This window comes from Dactylosporangium maewongense, from assembly GCF_039531485.1.
GTDB lineage: Bacteria > Actinomycetota > Actinomycetes > Mycobacteriales > Micromonosporaceae > Dactylosporangium > Dactylosporangium maewongense.
Genome location: NZ_BAAAQD010000010.1, coordinates 318,334 through 336,976, shown reverse-complemented (window position 1 = coordinate 336,976; position 18,643 = coordinate 318,334). Strand labels below are relative to the sequence as shown.

General features: G+C 72.4%; 16 protein-coding genes. 2 read left to right on the top strand and 14 right to left on the bottom strand.

What is annotated here, in order from left to right; genetic code table 11:
* The 9 genes from ABD332_RS25960 to ABD332_RS25920 form a co-directional block, all read right to left on the bottom strand.
* Window positions 1-786: an ABC transporter permease gene (locus ABD332_RS25960; protein WP_344504719.1), complete on the bottom strand. Its 786-nt coding sequence runs from the start codon at window positions 784-786 to the stop codon at window positions 1-3.
* Window positions 783-1,787: an ABC transporter ATP-binding protein gene (locus ABD332_RS25955; RefSeq protein ID WP_344504718.1), complete on the bottom strand. Its 1,005-nt coding sequence runs from the start codon at window positions 1,785-1,787 to the stop codon at window positions 783-785. The genes ABD332_RS25960 and ABD332_RS25955 overlap by 4 nt, the downstream gene beginning before the upstream one ends.
* A gap of 99 nt (window positions 1,788-1,886) precedes the next feature.
* Entirely contained in the window at window positions 1,887-2,558 is a 672-nt protein-coding gene (locus ABD332_RS25950) for a transglutaminase-like domain-containing protein (protein WP_344504717.1), read from the bottom strand.
* Window positions 2,555-3,712: an acyl-CoA dehydrogenase family protein gene (locus ABD332_RS25945; protein WP_344504716.1), complete on the bottom strand. Its 1,158-nt coding sequence runs from the start codon at window positions 3,710-3,712 to the stop codon at window positions 2,555-2,557. Before ABD332_RS25945 ends, ABD332_RS25950 begins: the two co-directional genes overlap by 4 nt.
* 1 nt (window position 3,713) lies before the next feature.
* The gene (locus tag ABD332_RS25940) at window positions 3,714-4,088 is read right to left on the bottom strand and encodes an ectoine synthase (protein ID WP_344504715.1); all 375 of its coding nucleotides are present in this window, start codon (window positions 4,086-4,088) and stop codon (window positions 3,714-3,716) included.
* 4 nt (window positions 4,089-4,092) lie between these two features.
* The gene (locus tag ABD332_RS25935) at window positions 4,093-4,374 is read right to left on the bottom strand and encodes a hypothetical protein (RefSeq protein WP_344504714.1); all 282 of its coding nucleotides are present in this window, start codon (window positions 4,372-4,374) and stop codon (window positions 4,093-4,095) included.
* On the bottom strand, window positions 4,371-5,855 hold the full coding sequence (locus ABD332_RS25930) for an AMP-binding protein (RefSeq protein WP_344504713.1): 1,485 nt from the start codon (window positions 5,853-5,855) through the stop codon (window positions 4,371-4,373). The genes ABD332_RS25935 and ABD332_RS25930 overlap by 4 nt, the downstream gene beginning before the upstream one ends.
* Entirely contained in the window at window positions 5,852-6,850 is a 999-nt protein-coding gene (locus ABD332_RS25925; RefSeq protein ID WP_344504712.1) for a DMT family transporter, read from the bottom strand. Before ABD332_RS25925 ends, ABD332_RS25930 begins: the two co-directional genes overlap by 4 nt.
* Window positions 6,847-8,214 (bottom strand): TrpB-like pyridoxal phosphate-dependent enzyme, encoded by a 1,368-nt coding sequence (locus tag ABD332_RS25920; RefSeq protein ID WP_344504711.1) that lies wholly within the window; start codon window positions 8,212-8,214, stop codon window positions 6,847-6,849. The genes ABD332_RS25925 and ABD332_RS25920 overlap by 4 nt, the downstream gene beginning before the upstream one ends.
* A gap of 178 nt (window positions 8,215-8,392) precedes the next feature.
* Here ABD332_RS25920 and ABD332_RS25915 point away from each other — a divergent pair, with 178 nt between their 5' ends.
* Window positions 8,393-8,881 carry a GNAT family N-acetyltransferase gene (locus ABD332_RS25915; RefSeq protein WP_344504709.1) on the top strand — a complete coding sequence of 163 codons (489 nt, stop codon included), beginning with the start codon at window positions 8,393-8,395 and terminating at the stop codon, window positions 8,879-8,881.
* A gap of 172 nt (window positions 8,882-9,053) precedes the next feature.
* On the opposite strand, the gene ABD332_RS25910 is transcribed toward ABD332_RS25915, so the two are convergent.
* On the bottom strand, window positions 9,054-11,333 hold the full coding sequence (locus ABD332_RS25910) for a HEAT repeat domain-containing protein (protein WP_344504708.1): 2,280 nt from the start codon (window positions 11,331-11,333) through the stop codon (window positions 9,054-9,056).
* A gap of 8 nt (window positions 11,334-11,341) precedes the next feature.
* Entirely contained in the window at window positions 11,342-12,634 is a 1,293-nt protein-coding gene (locus ABD332_RS25905; RefSeq protein ID WP_344504707.1) for an FAD-binding oxidoreductase, read from the bottom strand.
* 46 nt (window positions 12,635-12,680) lie between these two features.
* Between ABD332_RS25905 and pdxR the strand changes: the two genes are divergently transcribed.
* Window positions 12,681-14,066: a MocR-like pyridoxine biosynthesis transcription factor PdxR gene (pdxR, locus tag ABD332_RS25900; protein ID WP_344504706.1), complete on the top strand. Its 1,386-nt coding sequence runs from the start codon at window positions 12,681-12,683 to the stop codon at window positions 14,064-14,066.
* Between the two features lie 13 nt (window positions 14,067-14,079).
* Here pdxR and ABD332_RS25895 read toward each other — a convergent pair whose 3' ends face one another.
* The 3 genes from ABD332_RS25895 to ABD332_RS25885 all read right to left on the bottom strand — a co-directional run bounded on the left by ABD332_RS25895 (window position 14,080) and on the right by ABD332_RS25885 (window position 18,623).
* Window positions 14,080-15,120, bottom strand: a complete 1,041-nt coding sequence (locus ABD332_RS25895; protein WP_344504705.1) for a LacI family DNA-binding transcriptional regulator — start codon at window positions 15,118-15,120, stop codon at window positions 14,080-14,082.
* A gap of 96 nt (window positions 15,121-15,216) precedes the next feature.
* Window positions 15,217-16,518 carry a DUF1996 domain-containing protein gene (locus ABD332_RS25890; protein ID WP_344504704.1) on the bottom strand — a complete coding sequence of 434 codons (1,302 nt, stop codon included), beginning with the start codon at window positions 16,516-16,518 and terminating at the stop codon, window positions 15,217-15,219.
* Window positions 16,515-18,623, bottom strand: coding sequence for a discoidin domain-containing protein (locus ABD332_RS25885; protein ID WP_344504703.1), 2,109 nt, complete (start codon window positions 18,621-18,623; stop codon window positions 16,515-16,517). Before ABD332_RS25885 ends, ABD332_RS25890 begins: the two co-directional genes overlap by 4 nt.
* Window positions 18,624-18,643: the final 20 nt, after the last annotated feature.

Here is an 18,643-nt window from a genome sequence, read left to right as displayed (position 1 = left end):
TCAACCCCCGTTCACGGTCAGCCGGCGCAGCCCCCGCCGGAACAGCAGCCGGGCGCCGAACCACATCGCGAGGACCCAGCCGAGCTGGGTGGCGACCAGCAGGACCGCGTGCGACCCGGACGCCTTCCCGATGAAGATCAGCGCCGGCGTGGAGGTGAGTCCGGCGAACGGCGACCACTGCGCCGCCGTGGCCAGCCAGCCCGGGAAGTACACCAGCGGCACCAGCGCACCGGACAGCAGCCCGGTCAGCGCCTGCCTGGCCCACATCACGCCGACGAAGTTCTCCGTCCAGAAGCAGGCGAGCGTGCTCAGGTACGACACGGCGAACTTCAGCGGCACGATCAGCACCATGCTGGCCGCGAACAGCGCCAGCATCGGCCCCGGCGGCGTGTCGAGCGCCCCGCCGACCGCGACGGTCACCGCGACGACCACCACCACCGCCACGACCTCGATCCACACGCCGCCGACCGTCTCGGCGAACCTGGCCCGCTGGTAGTCCACCGGCTTCACCAGGTCCAGCGCGACGAGCCCGGACCGGATCCGGTGCGACATGCGGAAGTCGACGAACGCGCCGACGAGGGCGCCGGAGGCGAACGCGACCACCAGGTACGCGCGCATCTGCGGCCACGCGAACCCGCCGACCGGGCCGTCGGCGAGCAGCACCCGCCAGACGGCGAGCAGCGCGATGAGCTGGAACGCGACGCCACCGAGCGACAGCAGGAAGTTGGCGCGGTACGCCAGCGCGCTCAACGCCGTCGCCCGGGCGTGGGCGAGATAGGGCTTCATGACTGGAGCACCAGTTCCCCGCTGTACACCCGCCGGATGACATCCTCGATGGACGGCTCGTCGACACCGAAGTCGACGAGGTTCGCCAGCGGCGCGAGCGCCGTGACGACCTGTCCCGCGGTCATCGCGAACCGGTCGAACCGCACCGCGAACTGCGATGGCGCCTCGCCCGGCTCGATCGTCGCGCCCGGCAGCGCGGCGCGGACGTCGTCCAGCGGCACCGCCGTCTCCGTCTGCACGTTGAGGATCCGCTCGCGGGCGAACGCGTCCTTCACCGCCTCCAGGTCCCCGTCGAAGATGATCCTGCCCTCGTCGATGATGACGAGCCGCCGGCAGAACCCTTCGATGTCGCCGAGGTCGTGGCTGGTCAGCATGACCGTGGTGCCCTCGTCGCGGACCGTCCGGAAGAACTCCCGGACCCGGTCCTTCACGGCGAGGTCCAGCCCGATCGTCGGCTCGTCCAGGTACACGACCGGCGGGTCGTGCAGCAGCGCCGCGGCGAGGTCGGCCCGCATCCGCTGCCCGAGCGACAGCTTCCGGCCCAGGACCGGCAGCACCTCGCCGAGCTCCAGGACGTCCTCGAACCTGGCCATGCGCTTGCGGAACGTGCCGTGGTCGATGCCGTACACGTCGCGCAGCACCGCCAGGGACTCCGACACCGGCAGGTCCCACCAGAGCTGCGTCCGCTGCCCGAACAGCACGCCGATCCGGTGCGACATCGCGATCCGGTCCTTCTGCGGCGACAACCCGTCGATACGGACCTCACCGGAGGTCGGCATCAGGATCCCGCTGAGCAGCTTCACGGTCGTCGACTTCCCGGCGCCGTTCGGCCCCACGTACGCGACGGCCTCACCGGCCTCGATCGTCAGGTCGACGTGATCGACGGCGGTCTTGTCCACGAACCGCCGTACGAAGAGATGTTTGACGGCCCCCCGCAGCCCCGGATCCTTGTCCGGCCTGCGGAAGACCTTGGTCAGTTCTCGAGCCTCCACAAGTGCCATCGCCGGAGCCTAGTATTTCTTCGCGATCCGGATTAACCCGTTTTCCACCGGCGGACTGTGGCGCCCGTCGCTGTTTCTCCCTGGTGCCGGCCGTGGTCCCTACGGCGCCTCGGCGATCAGCGAACCGGACGGGGTCGTGGACGCGCTCGACAGGAACTTGGGGTGCTTGCTGCGCATGGTCGAGATGACCAGGTCGAACGGCACGTCGTCGAAGTCGCCGTAGAACTTGAGGAACTCCATGTGCCGGTTGCCGTCTCCGTCGAACGGGTGGTAGAGGCTGTCGGCGCGGCCGTCGAACTCCAGCGGCGCCATCCCGTAGAGCCTGCACAGCAGCTTGTTGAACACCGGCGTGGCCCTGACCCACCGCCCGTCCAGGTGCACCGTGGTCAGGCTGTGGAAGAACACGTCACCGCCGACGAGGTCGCGCAGCCGCGGCGAGGCGAGGTGGTTGCGCACGTCGCCGTAGGTGATGCGGCTGGGGATGCCGGCCGCGCGCACCACGGCCGCGTACACGATGGACTTGTGCAGGCAGAAGCCGCGGCCGCGGCCGATGACGGCGCTGGCGGTCAGGCCGGCGCGGCTCAGGTCGGCGTGGTAGACGTCGTACAGGATGCCGTCGCGCACGGCGTAGTAGAGCCGGACCGCCTTGTCGACGTCGGTGGCGCCCTCGTCCAGGCCGGCCAGGGCCTTGGCGGCGAAGCCGGCCACGACGGGGTGGTCGTGGTCCAGGAAGTACGTGGGCCGGGTGAGCCCGGTCAGGTTCGCCGTCATGACACCTCCAAGGGGCGGTGCAGGCCCATCAGGGCGGCGAGCCGCTCCCGCTGGATCTCCGACGTGCCGGAGTAGATGGTGCCGGACACCGAGTTGCGCAGCTCCTTCTCCAGCCCGTACTCCGTCGTGTACCCGTAGCCGCCGAAGATCTGCACGGCCGCGAGAGCGGAGCGCACGTTGCTTTCGCTGACGATCAGCTTGGTGCGGGCGATGTCGGTGGTCACGTTGCCGCCCGCGGCCAGCTTGCGGGCGGTCCCGTAGAGCCACATGCGAGCGGTCTCCACGTCGGTGCCCATGTCGACGATCCGGTGCGAGATCGACTGGTAGTGGCCGATGTGCTGGCCGAACTGCCGCCGGGTGCGGGCGTACTGCACGCAGCGGTCGAGCCGGTGCCGCATCTCGCCGAGGTTGACGACGAAGCCGCAGAGGATCTCCCACTTCATCACCGCGTCGAGGATGAGCAGGCCGGCGCCCGGCGAGCCGACCAGGTTCGCGCGGGGCACCCGGACGTCGTCGAGGAACAGCTCGGCCAGCGGCGAGGTGCGCAGCCCCATCTTGTCCACCGGCTGGCCGACGCTGAGCCCGGGGGTGCCGCGCGGCACCAGGAACGTGCTGATCGCGGCCGGGTTGCCGAGCTTGCCGGTGCGGGCGTAGACGAGGATGACGTCGGCGATCGGCCCGTTGCTGACGAACGCCTTGCTGCCGTTGAGGACGAAGCCGTCGCCGTCGGGCACCGCCGTGGTGCGCATCGGGGTGATGTCCGAGCCGCCCGCCGGTTCGGTGACGGCGTGCGCCCCGATGACGCTGCCGGCGCAGACGTCCGGCAGGTACCGCCGCTTGAGCTCGGCCGAGCCGAACCGGTGCAGGGCCACCCCGGTGCTGACCAGGTGGGTCACCGCCGAGAAGCTCAGGCCCCCGTCGCGGCACGCCGTGCCGAGGGCCTCCAGCGCGTACATCGTGGTCGGCAGGTCCTGGGCCAGTCCCCCGTACTGCTCGGCGAACGGCAGTCCGAACAGTCCCAGCTCGGCGAGCTTCTTCCAGCCTTCGGTGTCGAAGGTGCCCGCCGCGTCGCGTTCGACGTGGTCGGTGCCCAGCGTCGCGGCGACCGCGAGCACGGCGTCGTGCAGCTCCTGTTGTTCCCGGGACCAGGCCATCTCAGTATTGGGAGTACTCGTCGGAGTCCAGCGAGTGGACCTCGTCGCCGATCAGCGGCGGGTTGAAGACGCTGATCAGTTCGAGCTCGCTGTCGGGGTCGGCGATCAGGAAGTGCGCGTCGTGCGCGTCGAGGGCGTAGATGACGCCGGGGGTGATCTCGAACTCCTGGCCGTCCGCGGTGACCACCCGCCCCGTGCCGCGGATGCACAGGCACGCCTCAAGGTGCCGGCGGTACTGCAGCCGCGACTTGGTGCCCGGGCGCACCGTCGTGTGGCAGACGGTGAAGCCCATCTTGTCGGCCTCCAGCAGGTACCGGCGGCTCAGGCCGTTGCCCCAGTCGACCGTCTTGGCCTGGCTCTGGTCCCGGACGATCATGGAGTCACTCCTTCTCTGCCGCTAAGGCGGCGTCGCGGACCCGGGTGTTGCGGGCGATGAAGCGGTCGACTGCCGCCACCGAACGGAAGTCGTCGGGGTTCAGGTCGATCTGGTCGAGGGCGACGGCGTACCGCTCGCTGACCCAGCCGACCAGCTCCAGCAGGCTGAGGCTGTCGACGACTCCGTTGTCGAGCAGGTCGTAGTCGCCCGGCAGCTCGGTGGCCGGGGTCCCGGGCAGGTACCGCGTGACGAGGTACTCGCTGATCTCGCGCTGGTGGCTGCTCATACGGTCAGTTCCTTCTTCAGGCGGGCGCGGTCGACCTTGCCGGTGACGCCGACCGGCAGCGCGACGCTGCGCAGGTCGAAGACCGCGGGGATGGCGGCGCGGGTGAGGCGTTGCGCGCACCAGGTGCGCACCTGCAGGCCGGTCAGCCCGGAGGAGCGGGGGCGCACGACGGCGGTGATCCTGGCCCCGGCCGCGGCGTCGGGCAGCGCGACCACGGCCGCCTCGGCGACGTCGGGGTGGGCGAGCAGGACCTGCTCGACCTCCTCCAGGCTGATCCGCACGCCGCGGACCTTGACCTGGAAGTCGGTGCGCCCGACCAGCACGAGCCGGCCGCGGTCGTCGCGGGTGACCAGGTCGCCGGTGCGGTACCAGGCGTGGCCGTCCCGGACCGGGAAACGGTCGCCGGCCAGGTACCCGACGGCCTGGAACGGCGTCGACACCACCAGCTCGCCGGTGCCGGGCCCGTCGAAGGGCTCCCCGTCGTCGCCGGCCAGGTGAGCCCGCACGCCGGGGAGCGGTGCCCCGAGCGGTAGCGGCTCGCCGTCCCGGGCCTCGTCCGCGCCGAACGTGTGGATGAAGCTGTCGTTGGTCTCGGTGCAGCCGTACACGTTGTGCAGGACCGCCGCGGGGAACAGGTCCGGCAGGGCGGCGCGCAGCGCGGGCGGCGTGTGGTCGCCGGTCAGCACGACGTGCCGCACGTCTGGCACCGCGTCCCCGCCGTCCGCGGCGGCGACTGCGGCGGCTGCGGCGGCTGCGGCTGCGGCTGCGGCGTCCAGGAGCAGCCGGTAGAACATCGGCACCGCCTGCACCACGTGCGGCCGGGCGGTGGTGACGAGGTCCAGCAGGTACGCGGGGTTGGCCGCCCGATCGGGGTCGACGAGCACGACGGTGCCGCCGTGCCCGAGGGTGGCCCACACGTCGAGCAGGCTCAGGTCGAAGTTCAGCGGTGCGTAGCTGAGGACCCGGGTGCCGGCGCCCAGCTCGAACGTGTCGGCGGCCCAGCCAGTGAAGCGGCCCAGCGCCGGCCCGCCCAGCGGGACGATCTTCGGTACGCCGGTCGAGCCGGACGTGGTCAGCATCAGGCACGTGTCCGGCGGCAGGGCCGGCGCATCGCCCGGGACCGGCGCTGGGGACCAGTCGAAGGCGCCGTCGCCGGTCGCTTCGGCGACGCCCGCGCACCCGGCCCGCTGGACCAGGCTGCCGGCCACCTGCGCGCCGAGGTCGACGGAGAGCAGCAGCACCGGCCGGTCGGCGGCGAAGCAGGCCAGGATCAGGGCGATGGTCTGCGGCGACTTCGCCGCGTGGACCGCGATCGGCTGCCCCGCCGGCAGGTCCAGCTTGTCCAGCGCCACCACGGCGGTCTCACTCGCGGCGATGAGCTCGGCGAATGTGGTCCCGCCGCCGCGGTACGACACGGCGGTGCGCTCCGGAGCGAGCCGGGCCGCGGCGTACACGGCGTCGGCCAGCGCACGCCCGGTCATGAGGCCTCCCGGCCTGCGGGTGCGGCTTCCGCGACCGGCTCCCCGCCGCGGGAGGGCTCCCCACCGGAGGGCGTCGCATCACCGGCGGCCTCCGCGTGACCGGACTGGGTCCGCCAGGCGCCGGGCCGCAGCTGGTCCTCGCCGAGCAGGATGCTCGCCACGATCACCACGCCACCGACCAGCACGTTCCAGGTGATCGCCTCGCCGAGGAACACCGCGCTGAGGATCAGGCTGATGAACGGGACCAGGTAGTTCACCGCGGAGGCGCCGGTCGCGCCGATGTCGGCGATCAGCCGGTTGTAGAGGACGTACGCCAGGCCGGTGCCGAACACGCCGAGCGACACGATGCTCAGCACCACGTGCCAGCCGACCGACGACGGGGTGTGCCAGCCGAGGAACGGCTGCAGCACGGCGAGCAGCACCGTCGCGACGAGGGTCTGGGCCGTCGCCGACGAGATCGGCGGGATGCCCCGGTCGGACAGGAACTTGCGGACGAACACGGCGTGCGCGGCGTAGATCCCGGCGACGGCCAGGCAGGCCAGCTGGCCGCCGATCGTGCCGCCCAGCTCGGACCACGGCGCCATCACCAGCACGATCCCGGCGAACCCGAGGATCACCCCGGCCGTGCGCCGCACCGTCGCCCGCTCGCTGCGCAGCTGCACGGTGGCCAGTGCGAGGGTCAGCAGCGGGGTGGCCGCGGTGAGCACGCCGGCCATCGAGGCGCTGGTGCGCTGCTCGCCCCAGGCCAGCAGCAGGAACGGGGCGACCATGCCGAGCACGGTGGTCACGGTGATGTGCACCCACACGAACCCGAACCGTGGCAGCCGGGACCGGGTGACCGCGGCGATGAGCACCAGGACCGCCGATCCGAGGACCAGGCGGCCCAGCACCTGCTGGCCCGGGCTCAGCTCCTCGCCGGCAAGCTTGATCAGCGGGTAGCTGGAGCCCCAGATGATCCCCAGGGCGACGAACTGCAGCGCGCTGAGCCCCTTCACGACGCCGCTCCGGCCAGCACCGGGATGCTGTTGCGCCCGATCTCCAGGGCCTGCGGGTCGATGCTGTCGTCGGCGAGCGTGCCGCCGAGGTACCGCTCGTACGCGCTGAGGTCGAAGTTGCCGTGCCCCGAGAGCCCGAACAGGATCGTCCTGGTCACGCCCTCCTCGCGGGCGCGCAGTGCCTCGTCGACCGCGGCGCGGATCGCGTGCGTCGACTCGGGGGCCGGCACGATGCCCTCGGTCCGGGTGAACAGCACCCCCGCCTCGAAGCAGTCCCGCTGGCGCAACGCGACCGCCTCCATCAGGCCCTCCTCCACGACCCGGCTGACCAGCGGCGCGATGTTGTGCGCCCGCAGGCCACCCGCGTGCACGGGCGGCGGCACGAACCTGTGACCCAGCGTGTGCGTGCGGGTCAGCGAGGTGAGCCCGGCGGTGTCGGAGTAGTCGTAGGCGATCCGGCCCTGCGTCAGCGACGGGCACGCCGCCGGCTCCGCCGCGATCAGCCGCACGTCCGGCCCGCCGTGCAGCCGCGCGCGCAGGAACGGAAACGCCAGGCCGGCGAGGTTGCTGCCGCCGCCCGCGCACGCCACCACGATGTCCGGGTAGTCGCCGGCCCGCTCCATCTGCACGATGGCTTCCTGGCCGATGACGGTCTGATGCGCGCACACGTGGTTCAGCGCGCTGCCGCGCGTGTAGCCCCACCGCGGGTCGGCGAACGCGACCTGCAACGCCTCCGACTTCGCGACGCTCAGGCTGCCCGGGAAGTCGGGGTTCTCGTCGAGCACCGCGCGCCCGGCCTCGGTCTCCGTGCTCGGGCTCGGCGTGCAGCTCGCCCCGAACATCTGCATCAGCGAGCGATGGTGCGGCTTCTGCTGGAAGCTCACCCGCACCATGAAGACCTTGGCCGCCATGCCGAACAGCGACGCCGCGAACGAGATCGCGCTGCCCCACTGCCCGGCCCCGGTCTCGGCGATCAGACCCGACTTGCCGGCCCGCTTGTTGTAGTACGCCTGCGGGATCGCCGAGTTCGGCTTGAAACTGCCGGTCGGGCCCACGCCCTCGTACTTGAAGTAGATCCGCGCCGGCGTGTCCAGCGCCTTCTCCAGATTGCGGGCCCGGATCAGCGGCGTGGGCCGCCACTGCGCGTAGAACTGCCGCACCTCACCCGGGATCTCGAACTCCGGCTCCCGGCTGAGCTCCTGGTCGACCAGCGCCTCCGGCATCGTCCGCAGCATGTCGTCACGGGTCACCGGCTCGCCCGTCGCCGGGCTCAGCGCCGGCGCCACGTAGTCGAGGTCGGCGGCCATGTTGTACCAGGTCTCGGGTATCTCCGAGGGGCTGAGATCGAAACGTACCGCCTCCATCGAGGCCGCCTCTCCGCACAGTGGACACAGTGGACACTGAGTTGCGGTGGCCACGCCCCCGAAGTCGCCGCCGATGACCCATGGTCGGCACCGAACCCCCCGCGAAGGTAGGGATTGCGGCCGATGTTTAGGGGAAGCCCCAGTGCCCCCCGGCCGGACACGTGCGACCGTGACCGCCATGATTCGTGAAGTCACCGCCGACGACCTCGGCCTGCTCCACTCGCTGGTGCTGGACATGGCCGCCAGCGAGGAGGCGACCGACCAGATCAGCACCGACGAGGCCGAGCTCGGCCGCGCCCTGTTCGGCCCCGCACCCGTCGCCTGGGCCCACCTCGCGATCGACGACAAGACCGGCGACGTCGTCGGGTACACCCTGTGGGCGCTGGTCTACAGCACCTGGCGCGGCACCGCGATCCACGTCGACGACATCTACATCCGCGAGGACGCCGTCGGCACCGGCGTCGACACCGCCCTGCTGAGCACCGTGGCCGCGGTCTGCGCCGAGCGGGGCTACCGCCACATGCAGTGGTGGGGCCGGCCCACCAACGACCCGGTCGACGCCTACTACCGCTCGATCGGCGCCGAGATCCCCTCCGTGCTCGGCGAGGACATCGCCATCTACCGGCTCACCGGCGCGCCGCTCGCCGACCTCGCCAGGCAGGCCTGACCCCGCCCATCAACGCAGACCGTCGCCAAGAGACCGAGGCCGTCCACGACCTGGACGGGGCTCCGGGGACCTGCCCTTACGCAACCTCCGCCGCGTGGCCACCGGCACGGCCGGTGGCCCGTCGTGTCCGGCGCCTGCCACGCCCTGCTACCGAACGCTGCCGTCCACCACGTCAACCGCCGTCGGCGGCCGCGAGCACCTCGCGCGGCGCCGGCCCGCCACGGATCTGGTGGACGGCGGACCTGACGGTGGCGACCGCATGCTGGTCCCAGCTGACCGGGTCGTGCCGCGGCCCGTCGGTGCCCGGCCTGCGGTCCCGGTCAAGGAACGCGACCATCGCCGGGACCGCCGGCGCCGCCGCCGGCCCGATGTCGGCCAGACACCCGACGACCGTCCCGTGGCCGGCCCCGAACAGCGGCGCCCACGGAACCCCGTCGACAAGCTCGGTCAGAACCGGCAGCGCGCCGGACGCGTCCGCGGTGCACCGCCAGAGGGCGTTCGCTGCCTCGGCCCGGGCCCACTCGAAGGAGTCGGTGAGTCTGCCGCGGATCACCGCCTCGTGCCCCGCGGCGGCGGGACCCATGTCCGCGAGCAGCGACAGCGCCGTCACGTCGGCCAGTGGGACGGCGGCGAGCCGGGCGAGGGCCGCCGCGGTCGCGCTGGTCTCCTCACCGGTGATCCGCCACCGCGCCCAGAGCAGGGTGCCGAGGGAGTCCGGCGCCGTGCCGTCGGCAAGCCGATCCAACGCAAGCACCACGACGCCAGCGGCAAGCCGATCCAGTGCAGGCACCACGACGCCAGCGGCAAGCCGATCCAGTGCAGGCACCGCGACGCCAGCGGCAAGCCGATCCAACGCGGGCACCGCGACGCCGGCCGCCGGCCCGATCCTGCCGAGCGCCGTGGCCACGGCCTTGTGCCCGGACGCATGGCCGGCCGTCCGGTCGAACTCCGCGTCGCCGAGCAGGCGGGCGAGCGCTTCGGCGGCGCCCGCGGCGTCCTCCCGCCAGCTGGACAGCCCGGCGACGAGGTCCTGCCGGACGTGCCGCCAGCCGTCGGTGTCGCCGGCGGTGAGCCGGTGCACGACCGCGGGCAGCAGCGCGGCCGCGTGCGGCCGCATCAGGTCCAGCAGCCGCTGTGGCGTCCTGTCCATCCAGATCCACCCTTCCGGCAGCGCGCAGGTGCCGGCGGTGAGCAGGTCGATCAGCGGCGCGACCGCGCGGGCGTCGCCGCGGTGGGCGAGGGTGAGCGCGGCCCATCCCCGCAGCTCCGGATCGTCGTCGTGGTCGAGCACGGTCGCGACCCGGTCGGCGACCCGGTCCGGGACGGCGCCGCACCGCGCGAGGCGCGAGCCGGCCGCCGACCGCACCGCGCGGCTCGGGTGATGGAGACACTCCGCGAGCAGCTCGAGCATCGCCCCCGTCTCGTCCCGCCACATCCTGACCTGCCGTGCCGCCGCCTCGCACGCCGACACCACGACCGCCGGATCCTCGTGCGTCGTCAGCGCCGCCGTGAACCGGCCGGCCGCCTCGCGCCCCTCCGCCGCCGGCCGGCCCACCGGATCCGGCCGCAGCGGGAACTCGTGCATGTCACCGAGCAACGCCACGAGCCACGCGCCCATGCCGTGGTCCAGCTGCTGGCTCACCCATGGCACCCGCCGCATCCAGGCCTCCGCCGCGCCGGCTCCGGCCAGCAGCAGCCGCAGCAGTGGCTCCGGCGGCGCCGCCGGGGTCGCGCACAGCCAGGCGAGCCCGGCGGCGAACCGCACGTCGAGCGGATGGACCTCGCCGCCGAACAGATCCCCGGCCCAGGCGACGACCTCCGCAGCGTCGCCGTGGTCGAGGGCCAGCTGCGCGACGGCCAGCACCAGGCAGATCCGCACCACCGGGTCGGCCTCCACCGCCAGCCGCCCGCGCAGTGCCGCCGCCACCTCGGGCGAGCCGACCGGTGACACCGTGGCCAGCGCAAACGCCGCCGCCGACCGGCTGCCGGGACCGGCGTCGTCGAGCAACGGCAGCAGCGAAGGCACGCCGGCGAGCACGGCGGCGCGGGCCGCCTCGGGTGACGGGCCGCCGAAGCTGTCGCCGTCGTCGGCGACCCGGAGCAGGTCGGAACGCAAGGCCTGCCCCGACCGGTCGGAGCGGACGGCCTGAGCCGCCAGCAGCAGCAGACCCTCCCGGCCGTGGACGCCCGGACCGGCCGCCGCACGGATCAGGAACGGCACCGCCAGCGCCGCCGGCGCGCTGCTGCCACCCTGATGACACACCCTGTTCCCCAGCGTGGCGAGGCTGCGCTCAGCCGTCTCCGGATCGGGGTCCAGCAGGCCCCGCAGCAGCGCCGGCACGTCATCGGCCCTGCCATAGAAGTGCTCGAACCCGGCCCAGTCGACGTCGTCGGGCGTCGGGGAGGGAAGGGCGAGCAGCGCGGTCATCGATTCCCGCACGTCGGGTGTCATGCCGGTCATCATGCCGGCGGGGTACGACAAAAACGGGCGGCAGACGGCGGGATGTTCTGGTTCAGGTGGAAGACGTTGTCCGGGTCGTAGCGGTCCTTCAGCGCGGTCAGCCGGGCCAGCTTCGCCGGCGGGTACGCGCGGCGCACCCCCGCCGCGCCCTCGTCCCCCAGCGAGTTGACGTAGACGCCGCCGGCGAAGGGCTCGAGCAGCGCCGCCGCGGCCCGTGCCGCGGCCCGGCGGGCGCCGTCCTGAGCGGGGTCGGTCCACGAGGAGCCGGCGCCGAACTCGAACATGGTGTCCCGGTGGCCGAACGCGGTGGCGTCCTCGGCGACGTCGGCGATGGCGCCGCCGTACCCCTGCAGGCCCGCGCCGCAGTGCTCGCCGGCGGCGATGAAGGCGTCGACCGCCGCGTCGGGCATCGACTTGAGGTAGTGCGAGCGCCCGTACCGGCGCAGCGCGTGCCGGCCCGAGCTGTCCTCGCGGCGCTGCAGTTGCAGGTACGACATGGGCTGCCATGTCACGGCGCCACCCTGGAGGAACGCCGGGGAGAAGGAACCCGGACCCACCCAGACATAGCCGAGGGTCAGGGTGCCGGGGGCGCTCCACGCGGTGAACGTCGCCTGCCGCGGCGCGGTGAGATGCTCGTCGCGCCACCGGCGCATCGCCGCGTGCCGGGCGGCGCCGGTGAACGTCGCCTCCACGACGAGCGCCTCGGTGCCCGTGTCGTGCAGCGCGAACTCGAACCCGGTGACGATCCCGAAGTTGCCGCCGCCGCCCTTCAGCCCCCAGAACAGCTCCCCGTCGGTGACCCGCTCGACGGATCCGTCCGCCGTGACGAGCTCGTAGGAGACGACGTTGTCGCAGGCGAGACCGTGCTGCCGGGCGAGCCAGCCCATGCCGCCGCCGAGTGTGAGGCCGCCGACGCCGGTGTGCGACACGTTGCCCGCCGTGGTGGCCAGGCCGTAGCGCTGCGCCGCGTCGTCGAGGGCGCCCAGCAGCGCACCGCCCTGCACGTACGCGCGGCGCCGGGCCGGGTCGACGCTCGCCCGCCCCATCGGCGTCAGGTCGATCATCAGGCCGCCGTCGGTGACGCCGAACCCGGCCGCGCTGTGCCCGCCGCACCGCACCGAGATCTCCAGGTCCCGCTCGCGGGCGACCCGGACCGCGCCGGCCACGTCCTGGACCGTCCGGCACCGCACGATCATCGCGGGCCGGCGGTCGAACATCGCGTTCCACACCTGCCGGGCGTCGTCGTAACCGCGGTCGCCGGGCCGGAGCACCTCTGCTGTCCCTGTCGTCATGCGTCGAGCTTCCCGCCGATTGGACCCCGCGGTAAGGTCCGTTCTTGTGGCTCGTGAGAGGACCAATCCGGAGCTGCTCGTCGCGCTCGACCCCGCCGGCGGGCCGCTGCACCGCCAGCTGGAGACGGCGATCAGGACGGGCATCCGCGGCGGCCGGCTCGCCGTGGGCAGCGCGCTGCCGTCCAGCCGGGCGCTCGCCGCGTCGCTCGGTGTCTCCCGTGGGGTCGTCGTCACGGCGTACGAGCAGCTGACCGCCGAGGGGTACCTGACCAGCCGGTCCGGCGGGTACACCACGATCGCCACCGGACCGGCTCCCACGGCCGCGCCGCCACGCCAGGTCGAGCCGCCGGCCCGGATCAGCTTCGGCTACGGGCGCACCGACGTGTCGCGCTTCCCCCGCGCCGCGTGGCTGCGCTCCGTCCGGCGGGTGCTGACGACCGCGCCCACCGACCGGCTCGGCTACACCAGCGGCCAGGGCACCCCCGAGCTGCGGGCCGCCCTCGCCGACTACCTCAACCGGGTCCGTGGCACCGACGCCCGCCCCGAGACGATCGTGATCTGCGGCGGCTACGCGCAGGCGGCGAACCTGCTGATCCAGGTGCTCCGCGCGGCCGGCGCCACCCGCCTCGCCGTCGAGGACCCGTCCTCCGACGACGACGCCCGCGCCCTGGCGCTGGCGTCCGGCATGACCGTAACCGGCGTCCCCGTCGGCCCCGACGGCGTCGACGTCACGGCCCTCGCGGGGGTGGCCGCCGACGCGCTCGTGCTGACCCCGTCGCACCAGTGGCCGACCGGCGGTGTCCTGCCCGCCGCCGCCCGCGCCGCCGTCATCCGGTGGGCCGCCACCGGCGCGCTGGTCATCGAGGACGACTACGACGCCGAGTACCGCTACGACCGGGCCGCCGTCGGCGCCATGCAGGGCCTCGCCCCGGACCGCGTCGCGTACGTCGGCTCCGCCAGCAAGACCCTCGCGCCCGGCCTGCGGCTCGGCTGGATGGTCCTGCCGCCGCACCTCGTCGCCCCGGTCGTCGAGGCGAAGGTGCTCGCCGACCGCGGCTCCCCGGCGATCGACCAGTTGACCTTCGCGGACTTCCTCGCCGGCGGCGAGTTCGACCGGCACCTGCGGCGGATGCGCCCCCTGTACCGGCGCCGCCGCGACACCCTGCTGACCGCCCTCGCCAGGCACCTGCCCCGGCTCCGCCCCGTCGGGATCGCGGCCGGCCAGCACCTCGTCGCGTGGCTTCCGCCCGGCCTGCCGGAGGAAGCGGTGGAGGCCGCCGCGCTGGCGCGAGGGCTCACCGTGTACGGCGTCGGCCGCTTCCGCCTGGCCCCCGGCCCGCCGGGCCTGCTGTTCGGCTACGGCCACCTCTCCGAGCCCGCCATCGAGGAGGGCGTCACCATCCTCGCCGCCGCCCTGTCCGACCTGACCTGACGGCCCGCGCGGGTCAGGCGGAGGCGCGGAGGATCAGCTCCGGGTTGAAGATGACCGAGCGCGGGGAGCGGCCGGGTTCGCGGATCCGGGTGAGCAGGAGTTGGGCCATCTCGCCGGCCATCTCCTCGACGGGCTGGCGGACGGTGCTCAGCTGGGGGTGGCACTCGAGGGCGGCGGTGCTGTCGTCGAAGCCGATGACCGCGACGTCGTCCGGGACGGTGCGGCCGGACTCCTGGATGACGCGGAGCGCACCGTCGGCCATCAGGTCGTTGGCGACGAAGATGCCGTCGACGTCGGGGTGGGAGGCCAGCAGCGCACGGGCGGCGCGCTCGCCGCCGCCGCGGGTGAAGTCGCCCTCGACGTGGGGGGCGTCGGCCTGGCCGTGGGCGGCGACGGCGGCGTGGAAGCCGGCGAGGCGGTCCTGGGCGGCGGGCATGTCGAGGGGGCCGGTGATGGTGGCGATGCAGCGGCGGCCCAGGGCGGCCAGGCGGTCCACGGCGAGCCGGACGCCGGCACGCTGGTCGACGTCGACGAAGCTGGTGTGGACGGGCCGGCCGGGCCGGCACGACAGGACACAGGGCACGCCGAGGTCGACGAGCTGGCTCGGGAGCGGGTCGTCGACGTGGCTGGAGATGAGCAGTGCGCCGTCGACGTGGCCCTGCCGCAGATACCGCATGACGTGCTCGCGGGCGGGCGGGTCGGCCAGGAAGATGACCAGGTGGATGCCGAGCGGGCGGAGCACCTCCTGCGCCCCCGCGGTGACCCGGCCCAGGTAGGGGTCGGTGAAGGTACGGGTGAGGAACGGCGTCTCGTAGCCGCGGTTCTCCGGCTCCGACACCACGAGCGCGATCGAGTCGGTGCGGCGGGTGACGAGCGAGCGGGCGGCGAGGTTGGGCACGTAGCCCGTCGCGGCGATCGCCCGCTCGACGGTGCGCCGCAGCTCAGGGTCGACGGTCTGCACCCCGTTGATCACGCGGGAGACCGTGGCGCGGGAGACCCCGGCGTAGTTGGCGACCTGTTCCAGCGTCGGTGGTCGCGTGTCGCTGCCCGTCATGGTTCTCACGGTAGATCGTGCCCCCGCGCGGTGGGAAAAGGGAGCCGTGGATGGACGGCGCTTGCGTCTCGTCCATCCACGGCCAGATTCAGAAACTTACGCGGTGCCGTTGGCGCCGCACTTGACTTTCAGGCGGATGCAGTACGCGACCCGGCGCTCCATCTCGGCCTGCGGCCAGGCGTTGAAGAAGTCGCCGTGCATCGTGAACCCGGCACCCGAGCTGAGCCGGATCCTCGACGGGTCACCGTTCACCGGGTACCGCAGGACCTGCCGCAGCTTGGGCACCGGCACCGGGTGGGTGGACGGGCAGGCGCCGTTGACGGGGTAGGCCATGTGGCTCTTGTGGTCGGCGGAGTCGAGGTCGCGGCCGTTCCAGCACTGCGGGAAGTCGAGGTACGACTCCAGCATCGAGTCGGCCGGGCAGTTGATGAAGTCCTTCCCCGCGCCGGACTCGTTGTGGTGCAGGCAGGACCAGCGGGAGATGGTGGTCGCGTCGGGTGCCGTCGCCTTCGCGTTGCCGGCGACGATCCGCAGCCCGAAGGGCAGCGGCTGGGTCTGCTCCCGCACGGCGTCGCTGACGCCTTCACCGAGGTAGTAGAAGGTGGTGATCACCGGCTCCTTCGCGACCCCGTCCTGGTACAGGGTGGGCACCCAGTACGAGGACTTGTCGACGGCCGGGTTGCAGTTGCTCGGGCCGTTGGCGAGGTCGTTGACCGTCGAGTTGCCGTTGGTGACGGTGCTGCCGAAGAAGCTGTGCATGTGCGACGCGCCGGGCAGGCCGGGGAAGACGATCGGGTCGTCCGGCAGCCGGTGGCTGAACGGGCAGTCGGCGAGGAACTCCGCGACCCGGACCGCGCCCGGCGGGATGGTGGTCGGGTTGTTCGTCGGCGTGCTGCCGCCGGTCCCGAACACCTGGAACTCCCACAGCGACACGCCGTACTGCGTGGCCCGCCGGGTCGTGTTCAGCTTCACGTACCGGCCGGAGCCGGACACGTTCAGCGTCTGCACGCCGCCGGTGCCGTTGACGGTGGTGTTGATCGTCGTCCACGAGGTGCCGTTGGCCGACGTCTGGATGGTGAAGTCGCGGGCGTACGCGGCCTCCCAGTTGATCACCACGCTGGTGATCGTGGCGGGCGCGCCCAGGTCGACCTGCAGCCACTGCGGGTCGCTGAACGCGCTCGACCACCGGGTGCCCCCGTTGCCGTCCACCGCGTTCGCGGCGGCGGCGCCCCCGTTCTCCACGGACGACGCCGTGACCGGCTTCCCTTGGGAAATCGGGATCTCAGCGGCGTCCGCGGAGAACGCACGGACCGAAGCGTACGTGCCAACCAGTGCGGTGAGCGCCAGCCCGATCAGGAACTTCCTGGTCAGGCCCCTCCCCAGGACCCGGGCGCTCACTTGTAGACCCGCACGTAGTCGACGTACATCCGGGACGGGAACGGCGTGGTGGCGTCGATCGGGCCCGGGAAGTCACCGCCGACCGCGAGGTTGAGGATCAGGTAGAACTGGTGGTCGTACACCCACGGGCCGCGGGTCGTCTCGACCGTGTCCTTGTCGGCGACCAGGATGACCTGGTTGTCGACGCGGAAGGTCATGTGCTTGCTGTCCCACTCGGTCGAGTAGACGTGGTAGTCCAGCGACAGGTCGACCGTGGAGATCTTCTGGCCGTAGCCGCCGCCGCCGTTGTAGGCCGGCGCGTGCAGCGTCGAGTAGATCTCGTTGGTGTTCTTGCCGAGGATCTCCATGATGTCGATCTCGCCGTTGTACGGCCAGGGGCGGCCGGTCAGGAAGTCGGTGCCCATCATCCAGAACGCGGGCCAGAGGCCGTTGCCCTTCGGGACCTTGATCCGGGCCTCGACCCGGCCGTACTGGGTGGAGAACTTGTTGCTGGTGTTGATCCGGCCCGAGGTGTAGTCGCGGCCGCCGAGGGTCTGCTTGCGGGCCTCGATGACCAGCGAGCCGCCCTGGATGCTGGTGTTCTCCAGGTTCGTGTAGTACTGGATCTCACCGTTCTGGCCGGTGCCGGGGTCGATCGTCCACTTGGAGGTGTCGACGTTGGTGCCGGTGTTGAACTCGTCGGACCACACCAGGTTCGTCGCCGGGAAGATCGGGTCGGCGGGGTTCGCCGGCGGCTGGACCGGCTGGCCGCCGGTGCCGTACACCTTGAACTCCCACAGCGAGTAGCCGTAGCCGTTGGAGCGCTGCGTGCCGTACATACGCACGTAGCGGCCGGTGCCGGTGACGTTCAGGGTCTCCTTGAAGCCCTTGCCCGTCGTGGTGTTGTAGATCGACGTCCAGTTGGCGGCGTCGTTGGAGGTCTGGATCTGGTACGACACGGCGTACGCCGGGTCCCACTGCAGCACGACCTGCTTGATCTGCGCGGTCGCGCCGAGGTCGACGTAGATCCAGCCCGGGTCGACCCAGCCACCGGTCGGGTTCGTCGCCCAGCGGCTCGCCGGGTCGTTGTCGAACGCCTTGTCCGGCGTGCACGGGTTGCAGTTGCTGTCGTTCTGCGAGGTCGACGCGAAGCCCGGCTTCTTGTACGACAGCAGGACCGTGTTGCCGGGCGGCTGGCTCGGGCTCTGGCTCGGGCTGCTGCTCGGGGTGTCGTTCGTGGTGGGCGGCGCGCCCTGCACGCGGACCTGGACCTCCCACAGCGAGTAGCCCCACTGCGTGGCCCGCGCGGTGCCGTTGATGCGCACGTACCGGCCGGAGCCGGTGACGGTCAGGTCCTGCACGCCGCCGGTGCCGGTGGTCGTGCCGTAGATCTGCGTCCAGGTGGTGCCGTTGGTGGACGTCTGGATCTGGAACGCGGTCGCGTAGGCCGCCTCCCAGTTCAGGGTCACGCCACAGATGGCCTGGGTGGTGCCGAGGTCGACCTGCAGCCACTGCGGGTCGGACGCGGCGCTGGACCAGCGGGTGCCGTTGTTGCCGTCGAACGCGGACGCGGCGGGCGTGCCGGCGTTCTCCGTCGAGGAGGCGGTGGCCGTCTTGCCCTGCGCCACGTTGGCGGTGCCGCAGCCGGACGGCGTGCTGCCGCCGTACACCTGGAACTCCCACAGCGACACGCCGTACTGCGTCGCCCGGGCGGTGGTGTTGACCCGCACGTAGCGGCCGGAGCCGTTGACGGTGAGGCTCTGGTTGCCGCCGGTGGAGGTCGTGGTGGCGTAGATCTGCGTCCAGGTCGTGCCGTTGGCGGAGGTCTGGATCTGGTACGCGGTGGCGTAGGCGGCTTCCCAGTTGAGCGCCACGCGGGTGATGGTCTGCGTGGAGCCCAGGTCGACCTGGATCCACTGCGGGTCACTGAACGCGCTCGACCAGCGGGTGCCGGTGTTGCCGTCAGTCGCGTTGGAGGCGGGGGAGCCGGCGTTCTCCGTCGACGAGGCGGTGGTGGGCTTGCCCTGCGACAGCAGGGTCTCCGCGGCGTCGGCGCGGGTCACGACCAGCACGATGTAGGTGCACAGCATCGCGGCCACCGCGGTGGCGATGGCGCCGGTGCGCATGGCGCGCCGGCCGGTCGTAA

Excerpts from the sequence above, each read along its gene's own strand:
- ABD332_RS25960 (WP_344504719.1), bottom strand. The coding sequence starts at position 786 with ATGAAGCCCTATCTCGCCCACGCCCGGGCGACGGCGTTGAGCGCGCTG.
- ABD332_RS25955 (WP_344504718.1), bottom strand. The coding sequence starts at position 1,787 with ATGGCACTTGTGGAGGCTCGAGAACTGACCAAGGTCTTCCGCAGGCCG.
- ABD332_RS25950 (WP_344504717.1), bottom strand. The coding sequence starts at position 2,558 with ATGACGGCGAACCTGACCGGGCTCACCCGGCCCACGTACTTCCTGGAC.
- ABD332_RS25945 (WP_344504716.1), bottom strand. The coding sequence starts at position 3,712 with ATGGCCTGGTCCCGGGAACAACAGGAGCTGCACGACGCCGTGCTCGCG.
- ABD332_RS25940 (WP_344504715.1), bottom strand. The coding sequence starts at position 4,088 with ATGATCGTCCGGGACCAGAGCCAGGCCAAGACGGTCGACTGGGGCAAC.
- ABD332_RS25935 (WP_344504714.1), bottom strand. The coding sequence starts at position 4,374 with ATGAGCAGCCACCAGCGCGAGATCAGCGAGTACCTCGTCACGCGGTAC.
- ABD332_RS25930 (WP_344504713.1), bottom strand. The coding sequence starts at position 5,855 with ATGACCGGGCGTGCGCTGGCCGACGCCGTGTACGCCGCGGCCCGGCTC.
- ABD332_RS25920 (WP_344504711.1), bottom strand. The coding sequence starts at position 8,214 with ATGGAGGCGGTACGTTTCGATCTCAGCCCCTCGGAGATACCCGAGACC.
- ABD332_RS25915 (WP_344504709.1), top strand. The coding sequence starts at position 8,393 with ATGATTCGTGAAGTCACCGCCGACGACCTCGGCCTGCTCCACTCGCTG.
- ABD332_RS25910 (WP_344504708.1), bottom strand. The coding sequence starts at position 11,333 with ATGACACCCGACGTGCGGGAATCGATGACCGCGCTGCTCGCCCTTCCC.
- ABD332_RS25905 (WP_344504707.1), bottom strand. The coding sequence starts at position 12,634 with ATGACGACAGGGACAGCAGAGGTGCTCCGGCCCGGCGACCGCGGTTAC.
- ABD332_RS25895 (WP_344504705.1), bottom strand. The coding sequence starts at position 15,120 with ATGACGGGCAGCGACACGCGACCACCGACGCTGGAACAGGTCGCCAAC.
- ABD332_RS25885 (WP_344504703.1), bottom strand. The coding sequence starts at position 18,623 with ATGCGCACCGGCGCCATCGCCACCGCGGTGGCCGCGATGCTGTGCACC.